Below are 16159 nucleotides of genomic sequence, written 5' to 3'. Positions count from 1 at the left end.
TTGAGAGAAGCGTTTATAAGGATTACGGTTCAACCTTTGACTATAGGTGGTGACAATGGGAAGAGACATAGAGAGGAGGATAATCAAGGGGCTCTTCACGGTCCCGCTGAAGGACATAATACTCGTCATAGTTGGCCTGAAGGGAGAGGCACATGGCTACGAGATACTGAAAGAGCTTGAGAAACTGGCCATCGGTCTCTGGAAGCCCAGCCACAGCAACCTCTACACACTCCTCAACAAGATGGTCGAGGAAGGCCTCCTGGAGCCCCGCGAGGAGTACCGGGGCAGGGTGAGGCGTGTGAAATACCGCCTGACTGAAAAGGGTCTCGATTATTTAAAAACTTCCAACGAACTGGCCCTTCGGGTTCTGTACACCTCCATCAACTATCACGAAGCCCTGAATAGAAAACTTGAGGAGATGGGGGAGAAAAAGGCCATGGACAGGGAGACCGTGATTGAGTATCTGGAACTCCTTAAGAAGATACGCGACATCCTGGACGAGGAAATAAATACCATAGAGGCCGAACTTTCGGCAGAGAATTGATTTCCTTGCTTTTCTCTTCCCCACTCTTCCGGATATTTAGGACGGCACTTATCTCGTGGGGCCACCAACCGATAAACTTTTATATACCTAGCGCACTAGTTGAGTACAGAAAATTGTACTACAAAAATCTGTACCTGGTGGTACCATGGAGAACGACCTGAAGGTTCAGCTCGAAGAGCTGAAGAAGAGGCTGGAGGTGCTGGAGGAAAGCATTGACCCCGTTGATGAGGTCATGCTCTCGATAAAGGCCCGCCTCAGGAGAAAGCTCGAAGGCGGAAGCCTGCCCGAGATAGACGAGGAGAGAGCTGCGAAAACCCTCAAGGCCCTCGCCAACCCGGACAGGATAAGGATCCTGAAGATGCTTTCCGAGGGGCCGATGGGCTTCAAGGAGATAAAGGATGCCCTTGGGGTGGAAAGCCCCACCGTTTCCCACCACCTGAAGCTCCTGGTGAAAACCCGGATGGTGAGAAAGGGAGAAAGGTACGAAATATCGCCCGACGGACGTCTCTTTTTGCGCTTGCTTGAGATAATAACTGCCCTTGAGGAGGTGGAAGAATGAGTTTTGGTTGGAAGTATCGGGCCGTTCCTCATGAAGGCCCAAGGTTCAGGATAGCGGAGTACATCAAAGCCCTCACAGCGATACTGCTCATCGCATGGCTGTTCAAGGGGCCGCTGAGGCTTGAGGCCTACAACGACCAGCTGGTCTACGCCATCGTGGCGCTCCTGTTCGCCTTCGAGCTGCTCTCGGTTGGCAAGTGGTTCGGGGTGACGATAAGCGGAATAGTCTTCGCTCTAGCCAAGGGCTTCTTCTGGACGAGCGTCTTCCTGTTTTTCGGAGGGTGGCTGGGAATGTCCGAGGCGCTCCACGACTACGCGGGAACGGCCTTCGCTTACGCTGTCGTCCTCGTCATAGCGGGAATTCTGCTGGCGAAGTTCGATGAGAGGAGGCTCGACATCAAAGTTGAAGGCAAGGCATACGAGTTCGAAGGCGCCGATTTCGGCGGGGTGAGGCTCAAGGGAACCGGCAAGGCCTATCCCGTGAAGTTCGGAAGGAAGAAGGTCGGCTGGGTCGTGGACGGGGAGGTCACGGTCGAGGCCGATACACCTCTCGGTAGGGTGACGAAGAGGCTCCTCAGCCCGGTCATCGTGTGGACCGAGGAGAAGATAGCCGGGCGGAAAACTTCCGCGGATCCAGGCTTCGTCTCAAGGGTGAACGACCTCGTGAACCCCGACAGGCTCTATCGGAAGGGCAAGAAGGACAGCGTGATTGATCTGGGATTCATCAAGGTCTACGAGGGCGAGGGCTTCGAGTACGTGAAGCTGCCCTTCATTGAGGTCATAGAGACGCCCAGCGGTGAAGAGGTCAAGATAGGCCCGATGAGGTTCCGCGAGGGCAACCCTGAGATGCCCCCTGAGGACATGCTAACCATCAAGGAGCTCCGCAACGGCTTCCAGCTCACCAAGGTCGGCGAGAGGCTGAAGGTCCAGACCGACGAGTACTCCATCGAGGTCGACGGTGAGAGGGTCGTATACAGGAGCGGAAGCGAGAGCCTCAGCCTTGGTGAGACGGTATCCCTGCGCTCGGGTGACGTCTCGGTCAGCGTCGGCAGGGGACGGGCCAAGATACGCATCGAGGACGTCGTAATCTCCGCCAGAGACGGCACGGTGCGCATAAGGACGGGGGGCAAAGCGTACACCATAGAGAACGGCGACGCCTACAGGCTGGTGGTCAGGAAGGCGAAGGAGATAGTGGAGGAGCAGAGCGCCGAGCTGATAGAGGGACTTGGCATAGACAGAACCCTGCTCAACAGGCGCGTGAAGGAGCTCCTCGACGAGCTGACCGCCTACCTGGGGTGAGCGGGATGGAGACCGCGGCAATCTCAACGGCTCCCGATACCATCACAATCGCCGATGGGCGGGAGGAATGTTGCGAAAAGAAGACGGGGCACGAGAGGCCCCTTTTCGATTTTGAATTTCATCCGCTGGAGGGTTTGATATGATATTTGAAAACGTCCGGGAAGTTGATATAAAGGCCACCAACGGCCAGATCGAGATCGAGGGATGGGAAAACGACTACGTTGAGGTGAACTACACCGTACACGGCGAGGTAAACGTTGAAGTCGAGCAAAAGGGAAGCAGGCTCGTCATCAAGGAGGAGCCGAAGAAAAAGTTCCTGAACCTGCTCAGGGAGAACGGTTGGGCTGAGATAGAGGTGAAGGTTCCCCGGAGCGTCCCGGTGAGCGCGAAGAACGTGAACGGCGAGCTTAAGGCCAGGGGCGTGCGCTTTGAGGAAGTCACGACGGTTAACGGCGAGATAGGCCTGAAGGACTGCGAGGCCGAAAAGCTCAGCACGGTGAACGGCGAGATAAGGGCTCACCTAACGGTTGCTGGCCCCCTGAAGGCCTCCACCGTGAACGGTGAAATCGAACTTACCATCGAGGAGCTCGAGGGGGACGTTGAGGTAAGCTGCGTCAACGGTGACATCGTGCTTCGCCTGACCGAGTTCTGCGATGCCAGGATAGTCAGCAAAAGGGTCAATGGAGACGTCAAACTGGTCGGCATAGACCCGGACGACCCCGTTATAGGGACGGGTGAGTTCGAGGTCCGGGCCAGCACTGTGAACGGCGACGTGAGGGTCGAGCTTATTTGATTCTTTAATTCTTCAATTACTTAATTCGACAATTAAGTGAGAGATGCATGGGGGTTAGCGGGGATGTTCGAGGACTTCCGGAGGATGGGCCGGAACTTCTGGCTCTACACCGTGGGCAGGTGGATATCACAGGCCGGATGGGTCGTGCAGGACGTTGCCGTTCCGCTCTATGTGCTCGACCAGACCGGCAGCGGGGCGATGATGAGCCTCTTCATAATGGCCGAGCTAATTCCGAGGTTGCTCGTGAACCCGATAGCCGGGGTTATCGGTGACCGCTACGACAGGAAGAAGCTCATGTACGGCCTCGACATAGCGAGGGGAGTCCTCCTCTTCGCGGTCATAGGGTTCAACCTGCTGGGAATATACCAGCTCCTGGCCGTTCAGATGGCGATGAGCGTTATGGGGGCGTTCTTCTCGGCCGGCATAGTCGGGATGTTTCCCGACCTGGTGGAGAGGGAGCAGCTTGCGAGGGCGAACTCGATACTGCAGAGCGGTGGCCAGATACTAAGGATACTCGGCCCCATCCTCGGCGGGCTAATCTACGCCCTCGGCGGAATCAAACTGGCCCTCCTGGTGAACGCTGTGAGCTTCTTTGGCTCGGGACTGTTTGAAATCCTGATCGAGTACCGCAGGGAAACGCGGGAGCTCTCAAGCCTCCACGAGGTCTGGGACGACATGCTCGAAGGCTTCCGCTTCATGAAGAGCTCAAAGAACCTCATGGTGCTAGTGAGCTTCGGGATACTGCTCAACACCCTCCTCAACCCGGTGTTCACGGTGGTCCTTCCCTATCTCGCCAGGATTGAACTGGGCCTCTCCGCCGTCAAGTTCGGCAGCGTCGAGACGGCGGCGACCCTAGGGGCGCTGGCCGGAAACATGCTCATTGCATTGAAGCTCGGCGAGAAATCCGAGGACTTCCTCTTTGGAGCGCTGTTTGCCCAGCTCCTCTGCCTGACGGGCCTTGCCTTCGTGACGCGCTCCATCCTTGGAGAGCTGGCCTATCCGTCCCTGCTGGGGATAATCGGCCTGATAGGGCTCTTCAACACCCTGGTCAACATCCCGCTCTTCACGAAGCTCCAGAAGGCAGTCCCAGATGAGGTCCGCTCCAGATTTTTCACGGCTTTTGAGACGGTGATGATGGCAACGACCCCGCTGGGCATGGCCCTCGTTGGACCCCTCATCGACGTCGCGGGAACAACGGTGATAATCCTCGCCCTCACCGTCCCGAGCGTGCTGATAACCCTGTATTATTACCTCCGCTTCAGGGAAACCGTTATAAACATCGGCTCAGAAAACGCGGAGGTGGTGCCGTGAGCCTCAACAGGAACTTCTGGCTCTTCGCAGTGGGGAGGTTCGTTTCCCAGCTCGGCTGGGCGGTGCAGGACGTTGCACTGCCCCTCTACGTCCTTGACCAGACCCACAGCGGCTCGATGATGACTGCCTTCATCCTCGCCGAGATGATACCCGTTCTCATAATCATGCCCTTCGCCGGTGTGGTGGGCGACCGCTACAACCGAAAGCACCTGATGGTCGGCTTTGATCTTGCGAGGGGAGTCCTTCTCTTCGGCGTCATCGCTTTCGACCTCCTGGGCATCTACCAGCTTCTGGTCGTCCAGGTGATAATGGCCGTCATGGGAGCGTTCTTCTCGGCCGGGACCGGGGCGATGTTCCCTGACCTCGTGGAACCCGATGAGCTCGAGAAGGCCAATTCCACGGTCTCGTCATTCACCATACTCGCCCGTCTCGTCGGTCCTGCCCTCGGAGGGTTCATCTACGCCGTCGGAGGTATCAAGCTGGCCATCCTCATAAATGCGGTCAGCTTCTTCGGCTCTGGCCTGTTTGAGATGCTGATAAAGTACGAGTGGCGTACGAAGGAATTGGAGAGCTTTTCCCAGGTTATCGAGGACCTTAAAGAGGGCATCGGATTTCTCCGCTCCAACAGATACCTCTCGACCCTCATGTTCTTCGCCCTCTTTATGATAGCCCTCGGCCAGCCCTTTGGGGCAGTTATTATGCCGTACTCCTACAGGGAGGTGCTGAAGTTCTCGAGCTACCAGTTCGGTCTTCTGGAGAGTGCCTTCATGGGAGGGGCGCTCATCGGAAACGGCCTGATAGCGATTAAATTCGGGAAGAGAGCCGGGAGGTACCTTTTCCACACCCTCCTCCTGGACGGGGTGATGATACTCGCCTTTACGTGGGCGATAAGCCCCTTCTCCGGCCTGGGGAGAAACGGGGCGTTCTTTTTCCTCGCGGGGATAAACATCCTGTGGGGCAGCATAGAGGCCTTCATAGACGTGCCCCTCAATTCGAAAATACAGCGCGCGATACCGAGCGAGCTCAGGGGCAGGGTTATGTCTGCCATGGCCGTGCTGATGCACCTCTCAAGCCCGCTCGGCCTGATCGCCGTCGGACCGCTCCTCGACAGATTCCCCGCCTGGGAGGTCACCGTGGTCATATGGGCAGGCATGGCTGCCGTCGTCGCATATTTCTGGGCCAGACATCGGGAGGTTCTTCTCAAGGAGCAGAAATACGGGGAGAGTGAAGGGGTTACTTGACCTCCTTCAGCTTCCCCTCCCTCTTCTCTATCGTCCTCGCCATTATGAAGAGCAGATCGCTGAGCCTGTTTAGGTAGACGAGAGCGTTCTGGCCAAAGCCGTAGTCAAGAACGAGCCTCGCAACGCTCCTCTCGGTTCTCCTGGTCACCGCCCGGCAGACGTCGAGTTTGGCACTCGCAATGGTTGAACCTGGAAGAACGAAGGCCCGGAGCTGGACTTCCTCTTCATATTTATGAATAAGTCCCTCAAGCCATTCAACCTCCTCATTGCCAACCTTCGCGTACTTCCCCTTGCTCGCTATCTCCGCCATCAGGTCGTAAAGATGAACCTGTATCCTCTCGAGAATCTCGGCCATCTCCGTGGGCACATAATGCTTGGCCTCCCCCAGGAAGCTGTCGAGCTCGTCTATGTTTCCATTTGCCTCCATTATCGGCGAGCACTTCGCCACGCGGTCGCCGGTGAAGAGACCGGTTAGACCCTTATCCCCCGTTTTTGTAGTGATGGACATTTTGACCACCTTTTTAATTGGCAGCCTTTCAGTTTTTAGCTTTTATGGGCGCTGGTGAATACCTTAGGTGATAATTGACACAAGGAACTGGTGGAAAAACTTATTTATACATTGATACCGTTTTTTCTCAGGTGATTCCTATGAAGCGGTGGAGCATCGTTTTAATGGCCCTATTGGTGTTAAGCATTGTGCCGAATGTCGCGTTCCACGCGGTTTCAGCAGCAACGACGACGGTTCAAATAAACCCCACGGATGATGCATACGTTAAAGACAGCGCTCCTGACTCAAACTATGGCTCCTACGGCAGTCTTTACGTCGGAACCTACTACAGGGACCACGCGAACGAGAGGGCATACCTCAAGTTCGATCTCTCCAGCATCCCCGACAATGCGGTGATAGTCAGCGCAGTGCTGCGCGCTTATACCTACAGCGGGGCTTACTCAACCCCTGTTAACATAAGCGCCTATGCCGTTTCCGATGATTCCTGGACCGAGGACTCGATAACCTGGAACATCAAGCCCTCCGCAGGGGAGCTTCTCGATAAGGACCTCGTTGATACAGATGGGCGCCACTGGTCCACCTGGAACGTGACGGACTTCGTTAAGGGCGAATTCTCCGGAGACAAGGTCGTCAGCTTCGTCCTCATATCCGACGTTGAGGATAAGGTCACGGAGAGCATAAGCTACAACTCCAAGGAGAGCAGCCACGGGAAATATCCCTACCTTGAGGTGGTCTATTACGTCCCGGAGGGCCCGAAGTATCAGCCCATCAGGGAGATAAGGGAGAACTGGGAGAGCGGCAAGCAGGTCGTCACCAGCGGAATAGTCATAGGCACCCGCAGCACCGGCTTCTTCATCCAGAACGGCACCGAGCCGAACAGCGGAATTTACATATACGTGGGTAAGTCATTCACGAAAGACGTTAAGCCCGGAGATATCGTTCAGGTTAACGGGACGACCGCCGCATACAACGGACTCTACGAGATAAAGAACCCCACCTACAAGGTGGTTGGGACCTCCGAGCTCCCGGAGCCAGTTGTGATTAATGTGGCCAACATGAGCGACGCATACCAGAGCATGCGCGTCAGGCTGGAGTGGGTCAGGATTACCGAGGTTGATGGGAGCAGCATCACCGTCGCTGACGACACCGGAACGCTGGTTCTCTACGACTACTATGAAATAATGGACGTCACCCAGGGTAAAATTCTGAAATACGTTGAGGGAATCGGCTACAAATACAAGATTATCGAGGTTTATCCAACGGACTACGAACTCTACATCCCGTCCGTTGGCATCTCGCACGTGGCCAGGCCGGACTACGCCATCAAGGGCGTCCCGATGAGGTTCAAGATCACGGTCGTCAACAACGGGGAAGTGGCGGACAACGTAACTGTGGTTCTCTACGCCAACGGGGCCAAGGTGGGGAATGCCACACACGAGATAGAGACCGGCGGAAGCGCAACCTACGAACTTTCATACCTTCCGGTGGAGCTGGGAGGGCTTTCAATTGACATACAGGTCTTTGCGGAGGACTGGGGCCTGGTTGATGAAAGGGTTTACGACTACAAGGTCGTTCCGAACCCCAACGTCGTTGCATACGGCCTCACCCCGTACTACGAGAGGCTCTACACCAAGGAGATGGCAAACGTAACCCCCCTGTACGAAAACTTCACCAGGGTCGTTGAAGAGCTCACTTCCTGCGGTGTGGACCTCGGCGATCTCGCCCCTAAGGTTCAGTGGATAGAGGACAGCATGGAGGAGATACAGAGGCAGTACCAGCTCTACGATGCTCTCAAGGGCCTCCTCGTCCAGCAGAACCCGTACAGGAACTCGTACTACTACCCTGTGATGGTCCACATAAGGAAGGCCGCGATGCTCGGCAGGGACGTGACCGAGGAGATCAACGATGTCCTTCCAAAGCTCCAGGCGGTGCTGGCCCAGGTCGAGCCCATCTGCCACCCGCCGGCCCCCTCAAACGAAACCGAAACGGCTCCGGGCAACGAGACTGGAACCATCCCTGAAACCAACACCACCCCCACAACCAACGTCACCATCCACGTGACCCGCGTTCTCATCGACGCCGCCCACGGACAGTACTACATCAACAAGGTCGGCGTCAGCTACCTCGTGGACAAGATAGAGAACGAGCTCGGCTGGGAAGTGGAGATAAACCAGCTCCCGCTCACATACGACCTCCTCAAGGAGTACGACGTTGTGATACTCACCGACCCGAAGGATGACTTCACCCCCGCCGAGATTGAGAGCATCAAAGAGTACATCGAGAACGGCGGAGGTCTGTTAATAACTGGCGAATGGTACAAGTACGCCAACGTCGAGAACTTCAACGAGATAGTCGGTGACTACGGGATAACATTCAACCCGGACGAGCTCATGGACGACGACCAGAACGGCGGCAGGCCCTACTACCCGTTCGTCGGGATATACAACAAGGCACACCCAGTCATGAAGTTCGTGCCCGACGACTGGACGATGTACTACAACGGCGACACCCTCACAATAGGCGGCACCGCGGTGTGGCTCATCAAAGGCTACGACACCAGCTACTCAGTCGATGCCGATGGAAACGTCGTCAGGATACCTGGCACCAACCCAGTTATAGCGGCTGCCGTTGATCTCGGCACCGGCAGAATAGTCGCCTACGGCTCAAGCAAGGCCCTCAGCGACGACTACTACCAGAAATACATCAAGAGCAGCTGGCCCTTCATCAAAGGTGCCCTCCTCTGGCTGGCTCACCAGGAGTGAGCCCCTTTTCTCTCATTTCTGTTTTCTGTGTTGACTTTTTAGATTTCCTTCGGGGGAACCAGAACCCCAAACTCCGTTATGATGCCCCTGACGTACCGCCAGGGGGTAACGTCGAAGAGCATGTTCCTGACCCGGTAACCCTGCCTCACGTAGGGCCTCTCGACGATTTCAACCTCACCCGAGCTCAGCTCTGGATGAAGCTTGAAGCTCTCGGCGGCGACATAGAAGGGAACGCCGTTGTCGTGGCAGGCGAGGGCGAGGAGGTATGTTCCGGCCTTGTTCACCGCGGCCCCGTCGCGGGTAACGTTGTCGGCACCGACCAGGGCAAGGGTGGCCTTCCTCGCGAAAAGGCCGAGCTGGGCGTCCGTTATCACCTCGAATGGAACCCCGATGGAATCAAGCTCCCTCGCGAGGGCTATTCCCTCGTAGTCAGGCGCGCTCTCGGTTAGGATGACCCTGAAGTGCTTTTCCTTCCTCCACGCGGCCCTGAATATCTCAAGAACTGCCGAGGAGAATGAGTGCGTGATTACAACCTCGTTTTCGTCTATCAGCTCGCTCCCGATATTGCCTATCTCGCGCTTCGCCTCCTCCCCGAGCCTGATGAACTCCTCGGCCTTCGTTCTCACCACGTCGGGGTCTCCGGTTATCGGAATGAACCTCGCGAGGTTGTAGAGCGAGGCCATCGTGCCGTTGACGGCCGGGATTTCCCTCTTCATCTCCCTCAGGGCGCTCTCAAGCTCTTCTCCCTCAATGAGTTCTGAAAGGACGAGGTATGCCTCAGCGCCCCTTCTGGCCAGCCAGCTGGCGCCCCTGATCCTCTCGGCCCTCATCTCCTCAATGATTGAACGAACCTCTGGGGGAAGCATGGGCATCACTCCACTAAAATCACCTTGACACCCACGTCTTTTGAAATCTCAGCCATTTTCCTGTCTACGGTTACAAGGACCGCGCCTTTCATCTTCGCTAGGGAAATGTAGTAGATATCCGCGGCCCTTGAACCTGTCTCTCTTGCGATTTCCAGTATGAATTCCTCCAAGTCTTTTTCAGAGACCACGAAGAAGTATTCATCCAAAAACTCTAAGGCAGTATCAATGTTGGCTCTTTTTCCGAGTTTCCTGACAAGAAGAGAAGAAACCTCCACAAGGCCAAGAAAGGGTATGTAAAGCTGGAAGCCCTCTTCCAAAAAGAACGACAGCAACTCTTTAGAGCGCCGGTGGCGTTTCAACTGCCTCAGATACGTCTCATCTTTTTTCTTCCTTCGAGGGACGACAAGGGCATCAACTACAAAAGACGCATCTGTCACTATCATCTTTCCCTCAGCTCCTCAAGCAGTTCAAGGGTATCAGGAATTTCCTCGGGAGTATTTTGATTAACGGCCTGAATAACGTTTTCAAGGTCTTTTAGAGCCTTCTCTCTCCTGCCCTTCCGAACGGCTTTGAGTATCTCCCTCACGAGGGGTTCTATGTCCTTGGGAACATCTATCACTACCGGCATCTTTCCACCATGTTCATTTTGTCTCTCGAACCCTTATCAGCGTTTCGCTACCAGCCCTCCTCGAAGCGAACCCCCAGCTCCTCCATGAAGGCCTTGGCCCTCTCTATCTCATCCTCGCTCTCGCCGAAGATTATGATGCCGATGTACCTGCCGAAACCCTTCGGCGATGAGTGTATTCTCACGCGGAACCTTTTGAGTGCCTCGATTAGAATCGGCGCCAGCTTGCTCTCGTCGGTTATCTCAGCCAGCAGCTTCCTCTGGATGAACTTCCTCTCGCCGAGCCTCGGCAGAACTTCCCGCTCAAGCATTGCCTTCATCTCACGCGGCATTCCGGGAAGGACGAATATCTTTACCCCTTCGTGCTCGATGTACGCTCCTGGGGCGGCCCCTTCGGTGTTCTCAAGGGGCTCCGCGCCCTCCGGCAGGTAGGCCATCTTCTTCCTCCCCTCGTTGAGCTCGGGGTCGTCTATCAGACCCTTTTCGTAGAGCTCGCGGTAGAACTCCCTGATCCTCTCAAGGCACGGCTCGCAGAGGACGAACTTTTTGCCCAGGGCCTCGGCAACGGCCAGCATTGTAACGTCGTCGTGAGTAGGCCCGAGGCCGCCGGAGATGACCAGAACCTCAGGCTTTCTCGCGAGGATTTCCCGAATGGCGGTCTTGATTTCCTCAATGTCGTCGCCAACGGTCGTCTTTCTCCTCACCCAGTACCCCCTCTCGGTGAGCTTCTGGGCAATAAATGCGGAGTTGCTGTCCACGGTGTTTCCCGTGAGCAGTTCGTCGCCTATCGTGAGTATCTCGGCGAACATCTCAACCACCGGTAGACTATCCGGCAGACTGGCTTATAACCCCAGCGGGAGCCCTTTGCACGAAGATGTAAAAATCCGGTGACTTGAAGGGCAGTTTTCACCACGAGTGAAAACAACGTTTAAGTATTTTATCGCGGTAAAATTCTCCGGTGGTAGCATGAAGGTGAAGGTTGGAGTCAATGGATACGGAACAATTGGAAAGCGCGTCGCCTACGCGGTCACGAAGCAGGACGATATGAAGCTCATAGGCGTCACCAAGACGAAGCCGGACTTTGAAGCGTATCGCGCGAAGGAGCTCGGAATCCCTGTCTACGCCGCCAGCGAGGAGTTCCTGCAGAGGTTCGAGAAGGCCGGCTTTGAGGTCGCCGGAACTCTCAGTGACCTTCTCAATGAGGTTGACGTCATCGTCGACGCCACCCCGGGAGGGATGGGAGCTAAAAACAAGGCCCTCTACGAGAAGGCCGGCGTTAAGGCGATTTTCCAGGGCGGTGAGAAGGCCACCACCGCGGATGTTTCCTTCGTGGCCCAGGCCAACTACGAGAAGGCCCTCGGAAAGGACTACGTCCGCGTCGTCTCCTGCAACACCACAGGCCTTACCAGAACCCTCTCGGCGATTGGGGAGTACATCGACTACGTCTACGCGGTCATGATTCGCCGCGCGGCTGACCCGAACGACGCCAAGCGCGGCCCGGTCAACGCCATAACCCCGAGCGTTACCGTCCCGTCCCACCACGGCCCGGACGTCCAGACTGTTATCCCAATTAACATCGAGACCTCAGCCTTCGTCGTTCCGACCACGCTCATGCACGTTCACAGCATCATGGTCGAGCTGAAGAAGCCGGTCGAGGCCAAGGACGTTGTGGACATCTTCGAGAACACCACGCGCGTTCTCCTCTTCGAGAAGGGGAAGGGCTTCGACAGCACGGCCCAGCTCATAGAGTTCGCCCGCGACCTGCACCGCGAGTGGAACAACCTCTACGAGATAGCCGTCTGGAAAGAGAGCATCAGCGTCCGCGGAAACAGGTTGTTCTACATTCAGGCCGTTCATCAGGAGAGCGACGTGGTTCCGGAGAACATCGACGCGATAAGGGCGATGTTCGAGATGGCGGAGAAGTGGGAGAGCATAAGGAAGACGAACGAGAGCCTGGGGATTTTGAAGTAAGAGGCCTTTATGTTTTCCACATTACTTTTTAGCATAATTAAGTTAATGTGGACATCCCAACGGAAAAAGTTTTAAGCCTTTTTCTATTACATTTATGTCGGTGAACGACATGGAGATAACAGGTTTGTATTTTAAAGTGGAGCCAATTAGAGAGGCCATTAGACGTTTTGAGGAAAACAGAGAAGTTGCAATTGACAAGCATATAATATGCTCTACTGTAAAGGAAGCGTTATATGAGCCCCTTAAGAAAGAGGATAGGCTCAAAGAACTTATAATAGACACCCAGAGCAAATATCAAAAAGAACTACAGGATTTTGCAAGGTTCTATGTGAAATTCGTTAATGAGTTACCAAGAAATGAAACGATTGGGCAATCTAACCGGGAAGACTTTCTAAACACTATTGATAGTTATTCTGTGGAGTTTGAGAACAAGTTCAAATCATTAATGAACGTGTTCAGAGAATTTAGAGGGTTATTAGAAACGGAAATCACATCCGCTTTAAGAGATTTAGAAGTCAAGATTGCCCAGTCTGTAGATTCAGAGGATGTCTCTCCCATATTGTTACTACGGATAAACAGGGGAACATTGCCTAATCCGGTCCCACGCGAATCCCAAGAAGAAGGTAATAGCCCGTTGTACATATGCAGTGGACCATTTACGGAGTCCGATGGTATAGCGGGAGTATTCACTCAGCGTGAAATTAGAGTGTGGGTAACTAGTATGTCTAATTTTGTGTTGTGGACTATTCTTTCAGAGTTTATTAGAAACAATCCTCGCTGGAAGATATATCTGACTACTAGTAGGCTATCCACAGTCTTGAACGAAGTAAACCGTCTTACAGTATCAACAAAGAAATCGCTTAGCTCGTATAACCACTATCTCCGGGTTAACATATTTGCTAGAGAGTATGAAAGGTGTCTAGATAGACTACAGCTGATAAATTCTAGCGATAAGCTAAGGAGATTACTGGAAAATCTAAACGATTACGACCCAATTCTTTTAGTAGGGACCTCATTTACAATATGTAAAGTTAGAGCAGAGAAGGGGTTTAACTTTGTTATAGTATTTCCAAGCCCTAACTCACGTTCTGAGTAGGGTCCCTTCTAGTTTTTCTTTCACTTCTTCTACCCTCAATCCCCTAACAAGCAAATCCTTCTCCCTGCTCGTCTCCCCTCTGACGAGCTCAACCTCCGCACCGAGGAGCTTCGAGAGGAACTTCACCAGCTCTTTGTTTGCCTTCCCCTCAACCGGCGGGGCCTTTATCTTGACCTTCAGCCTTCCGCGCCACTCGTCTATCCCCTCAATCTCGTTCTTCTTCGCCTTCGGCTGGACATATACCAGGAGAAGCGTTCCATCCTTGGTCTCCTTCAGGAACTTCGCGCTCATTCTTAATCCCTCCAGTCGTACTCCCACACGATATCGGGCGGGAACTCTCCGCGTTTAAGCTTTTCGAGGATTTCCCTCGCAACGCGGTAGGCCAAATCAGAGGTTTTCCTGTCAATCAGCCCGTAGTTGAGGGCCATCTCAAGCTCGTCCTCGTCGATGAGGAAAGCTTCCCCGTCCGGGAAGACGAAGATGTCGAGGAAGAGGTCGAGCATCTCAAGGGTGTTTCCTTCGCGCCTCGTGTAGGCGAGAACGTCGATGTAAAGCCCCTTGAACTTGCCGTTTTCGTCGTAGACCTTCAGGATGTCGTAGTTCTCTCCAACGAAGGCGAAATAGAGCATGCGGTAGCCGTTTTTGATGACCTCAACGCCGTTCACCCTGAGGGGGGCGAGCATGCCCTCGAACTTAGCTTTGGCAACCACTACCTCACCTAAATCGGCTATAACCTCGTCGTCCCGCTCGAGAACCCGGTTCGGAATCCTCCGGTAGATGAGGTGGATTTTCATGGGAAACACCAGCAAAAAGAGTAGTTGAAAAAGCGGGGACAGCACTTCACTCCCCGAAAATCAGCTCCCTGAGCTTTGACGGCAGCTCCTCGATGCTAATCCTCACCTGCTCCTTCGTGTCGCGGTCGCGGATCGTAACGGTGCTGTCCTCGGGCGTCTGGTTGTCGATGGTCACGCAGTAGGGCGTTCCTATCTCGTCGTAGCGGAGGTATCTCCTCCCAACGGTGTCCTTCTCGTCGTAGACCGCTATGAAGCCTGCCTTCTGGAGCGTCCTGAAGACGTCGTAGGCTATGCTCTTCAGCGGCTCTTTGGCGACGAGAGGCAGGACTGCGACCTCAATCGGGGCCATGTCCTTCTTCAGTTTGAGGTAGGTTCTGTCCTCCTCGATGACGAGGCTGTTCTCAAGGAGCAGGTAGAACGGCCTGTCTATTCCAAAGCTCGGCTCAAGGACGTGGGGCACTATCTTCTCGCCGGTGACCTTCTCCTCGACCTCCTTGATTATGAAGTCGTCCTTCTCCAGCTCGTAGCCCTCGATGGTGATTTTGCCGTCCCTCTCCAGGACTTCAACCAGGCTCCTCAGCTTCTCCTCGTCCCAGCCCTGGATGAGCTCGTTTATCCTCTTGGCGTCCTTCTTCAGCTTCGGTCCGACGCGCTTCATGTTGAGGCTCACTTTGAGGCGCCTGACTATCCTGGGCTCATCGTAGTGGATGAGGACGGTCATGTCCGCGCCGCTCATCTTCAGATGCTTGCTCAGGTCGTAGTCGCCGCGGTTGGCTATTCCAACGCACTCCACCCAGCCGAAGCGCTCGCTGTGAATCTCGGCATCCCAGGTGTCGCGCGAGTAGTGGGCGCGCTCCTCGGGCAGCTGCTGGCGGAAGCGTATCTTGTCCTCGGGGATGCCGATGTCGAGGAGGACGCGCTTGACCATGACCATGTAGTAGGCGAAGAAGGTGTTCATGATGTAGCCCTTCTCCACGGCCTCCTCGGCGGTTATCTCAATCGTGCCGAGGTTCTTGAGCTGGTGCTCTATTGGATAGAGGCGGAGAACCTCGTCCTTAACCTCATCGAAGTGAGGATGCTCCGTTTCCTTCGGGTTGAAGAATATCTCCGCCTCCGCCTGGGTGAACTCCCTCAGACGGAGCATGCCCTGCCTCGGTGAAATCTCGTTGCGGTAGGCTTTGCCTATCTGGAAAACGCCGAAGGGGAGCTTGTTCCTGGCGAAAGCGTTCAGCCTTTTGAAGTTCACGAAGATGCCCTGGGCGGTCTCGGGCCTCAGGTAGCCCTTCTGGTCGCCGTAGGGGCCGATCTTGGTTTCGAACATGAGGTTGAAGTACCAGACCTCGCCGAGCTCACCGCCGCACTCGGGGCACTTTATCCCGTGCTCGCGGATGAGTTCAGTTAGGTGCTCGGCGCTCATACCCTCGGTGTCTATTCCAAGGGCCTCCTCCACTATGTGGTCGGCCCTAAACCTTGCGCCGCACTTCTTACACTCGACCAGCGGGTCAACGAACTTTTCAACGTGACCGCTCGCGATAAAGACCCTCTCGGGGGTTATATCCGGTGTTTCCAGCTCGAAGAAGCCCTCCCTCTGGAAGGCCTCGCGTATCTTCCGCTCGATTTTCCTCTTTATCGTCGCACCGAGCGGACCGTAGTCGTAGAATCCGCGTGAGCCGCCGTAGATTTCAAAGCTGCCCCATGCAAAGCCCCTTCTCCTCATCAAATCCTGAAGAATCTCGTATCTGTCGGGCTTCTCTCCCATTACTCACCACCTGAAAACCGAGTCGGGGACTT

Annotated in this window: 18 protein-coding genes; 10 read left to right on the top strand and 8 right to left on the bottom strand. The window is 54.8% G+C overall.

The genetic code is table 11. The features are described from left to right. The first annotated feature begins 55 nt into the window (after positions 1 to 55). From GQS_RS01805 to GQS_RS01780, 7 genes are all read left to right on the top strand, one after another. A complete protein-coding gene (locus GQS_RS01805; RefSeq protein ID WP_014011958.1) occupies positions 56 to 544 on the top strand; it encodes a PadR family transcriptional regulator in 489 nt (162 codons plus the stop codon). A 145-nt stretch (positions 545 to 689) separates the two neighbouring features. After that, entirely contained in the window at positions 690 to 1103 is a 414-nt protein-coding gene (locus tag GQS_RS01800; protein ID WP_014011957.1) for a helix-turn-helix transcriptional regulator, read from the top strand. Continuing rightward, on the top strand, positions 1100 to 2401 hold the full coding sequence (locus GQS_RS01795; RefSeq protein WP_014011956.1) for a hypothetical protein: 1302 nt from the start codon (positions 1100 to 1102) through the stop codon (positions 2399 to 2401). The genes GQS_RS01800 and GQS_RS01795 overlap by 4 nt, the downstream gene beginning before the upstream one ends. A gap of 5 nt (positions 2402 to 2406) precedes the next feature. Then, entirely contained in the window at positions 2407 to 2544 is a 138-nt protein-coding gene (locus GQS_RS10940) for a hypothetical protein (protein WP_014011955.1), read from the top strand. Then, positions 2541 to 3194 carry a DUF4097 family beta strand repeat-containing protein gene (locus GQS_RS01790; protein WP_014011954.1) on the top strand — a complete coding sequence of 218 codons (654 nt, stop codon included), beginning with the start codon at positions 2541 to 2543 and terminating at the stop codon, positions 3192 to 3194. The genes GQS_RS10940 and GQS_RS01790 overlap by 4 nt, the downstream gene beginning before the upstream one ends. A gap of 63 nt (positions 3195 to 3257) precedes the next feature. Beyond that, positions 3258 to 4505: an MFS transporter gene (locus tag GQS_RS01785; RefSeq protein WP_014011953.1), complete on the top strand. Its 1248-nt coding sequence runs from the start codon at positions 3258 to 3260 to the stop codon at positions 4503 to 4505. Further along, positions 4502 to 5746 (top strand): MFS transporter, encoded by a 1245-nt coding sequence (locus GQS_RS01780; RefSeq protein ID WP_014011952.1) that lies wholly within the window; start codon positions 4502 to 4504, stop codon positions 5744 to 5746. Before GQS_RS01785 ends, GQS_RS01780 begins: the two co-directional genes overlap by 4 nt. Here GQS_RS01780 and GQS_RS01775 read toward each other — a convergent pair. After that, entirely contained in the window at positions 5739 to 6254 is a 516-nt protein-coding gene (locus GQS_RS01775; protein ID WP_014011951.1) for a cob(I)yrinic acid a,c-diamide adenosyltransferase, read from the bottom strand. The two genes, GQS_RS01780 and GQS_RS01775, sit on opposite strands and share 8 nt — an antisense overlap. A gap of 188 nt (positions 6255 to 6442) precedes the next feature. Between GQS_RS01775 and GQS_RS01770 the strand changes: the two genes are divergently transcribed. Beyond that, positions 6443 to 9016: a DNRLRE domain-containing protein gene (locus GQS_RS01770; protein ID WP_014011950.1), complete on the top strand. Its 2574-nt coding sequence runs from the start codon at positions 6443 to 6445 to the stop codon at positions 9014 to 9016. A 38-nt stretch (positions 9017 to 9054) separates the two neighbouring features. Here GQS_RS01770 and GQS_RS01765 read toward each other — a convergent pair whose 3' ends face one another. From GQS_RS01765 to GQS_RS01750, 4 genes are read right to left on the bottom strand one after another with little or no spacing between them, the layout of a single operon-like run. Then, the gene (locus GQS_RS01765) at positions 9055 to 9882 is read right to left on the bottom strand and encodes a translation initiation factor IF-2 (RefSeq protein ID WP_014011949.1); all 828 of its coding nucleotides are present in this window, start codon (positions 9880 to 9882) and stop codon (positions 9055 to 9057) included. A 5-nt stretch (positions 9883 to 9887) separates the two neighbouring features. After that, positions 9888 to 10325, bottom strand: coding sequence for a type II toxin-antitoxin system VapC family toxin (locus GQS_RS01760; protein ID WP_014011948.1), 438 nt, complete (start codon positions 10323 to 10325; stop codon positions 9888 to 9890). Further along, positions 10322 to 10510: a hypothetical protein gene (locus tag GQS_RS01755; protein ID WP_014011947.1), complete on the bottom strand. Its 189-nt coding sequence runs from the start codon at positions 10508 to 10510 to the stop codon at positions 10322 to 10324. The genes GQS_RS01760 and GQS_RS01755 overlap by 4 nt, the downstream gene beginning before the upstream one ends. Positions 10511 to 10557: 47 nt before the next feature. Beyond that, positions 10558 to 11316 carry a molybdopterin-binding protein gene (locus tag GQS_RS01750; protein WP_014011946.1) on the bottom strand — a complete coding sequence of 253 codons (759 nt, stop codon included), beginning with the start codon at positions 11314 to 11316 and terminating at the stop codon, positions 10558 to 10560. Between the two features lie 157 nt (positions 11317 to 11473). On the opposite strand from GQS_RS01750, the gene GQS_RS01745 reads away from it, so the two are divergent. Both GQS_RS01745 and GQS_RS01740 read left to right on the top strand, forming a co-directional pair. Next, positions 11474 to 12478 carry a phosphorylating glyceraldehyde-3-phosphate dehydrogenase gene (locus tag GQS_RS01745; RefSeq protein ID WP_014011945.1) on the top strand — a complete coding sequence of 335 codons (1005 nt, stop codon included), beginning with the start codon at positions 11474 to 11476 and terminating at the stop codon, positions 12476 to 12478. A gap of 100 nt (positions 12479 to 12578) precedes the next feature. Continuing rightward, positions 12579 to 13574, top strand: a complete 996-nt coding sequence (locus GQS_RS01740) for a hypothetical protein (RefSeq protein WP_148236350.1) — start codon at positions 12579 to 12581, stop codon at positions 13572 to 13574. Here GQS_RS01740 and GQS_RS01735 read toward each other — a convergent pair. Genes GQS_RS01735 through glyS form a run of 3 tightly spaced genes read right to left on the bottom strand, consistent with a single transcriptional unit; the run spans position 13560 to position 16127 of the window. Continuing rightward, on the bottom strand, positions 13560 to 13865 hold the full coding sequence (locus GQS_RS01735) for a DUF167 domain-containing protein (RefSeq protein ID WP_014011943.1): 306 nt from the start codon (positions 13863 to 13865) through the stop codon (positions 13560 to 13562). The two genes, GQS_RS01740 and GQS_RS01735, sit on opposite strands and share 15 nt — an antisense overlap. Before the next feature lie 2 nt (positions 13866 to 13867). Further along, complete coding sequence (locus tag GQS_RS01730; RefSeq protein ID WP_014011942.1) at positions 13868 to 14368, bottom strand: DUF402 domain-containing protein; 501 nt, start codon at positions 14366 to 14368, stop codon at positions 13868 to 13870. Positions 14369 to 14414: 46 nt separating this feature from the next. Continuing rightward, positions 14415 to 16127 (bottom strand): glycine--tRNA ligase, encoded by a 1713-nt coding sequence (gene glyS / locus GQS_RS01725; protein WP_014011941.1) that lies wholly within the window; start codon positions 16125 to 16127, stop codon positions 14415 to 14417. Between the last annotated feature and the right edge of the window lie 32 nt (positions 16128 to 16159).

Origin of the sequence: Thermococcus sp. 4557 (assembly GCF_000221185.1) — an archaeon.
Classification (GTDB): domain Archaea; phylum Methanobacteriota_B; class Thermococci; order Thermococcales; family Thermococcaceae; genus Thermococcus.
This window is presented reverse-complemented; position numbering and strand designations above follow the sequence as displayed.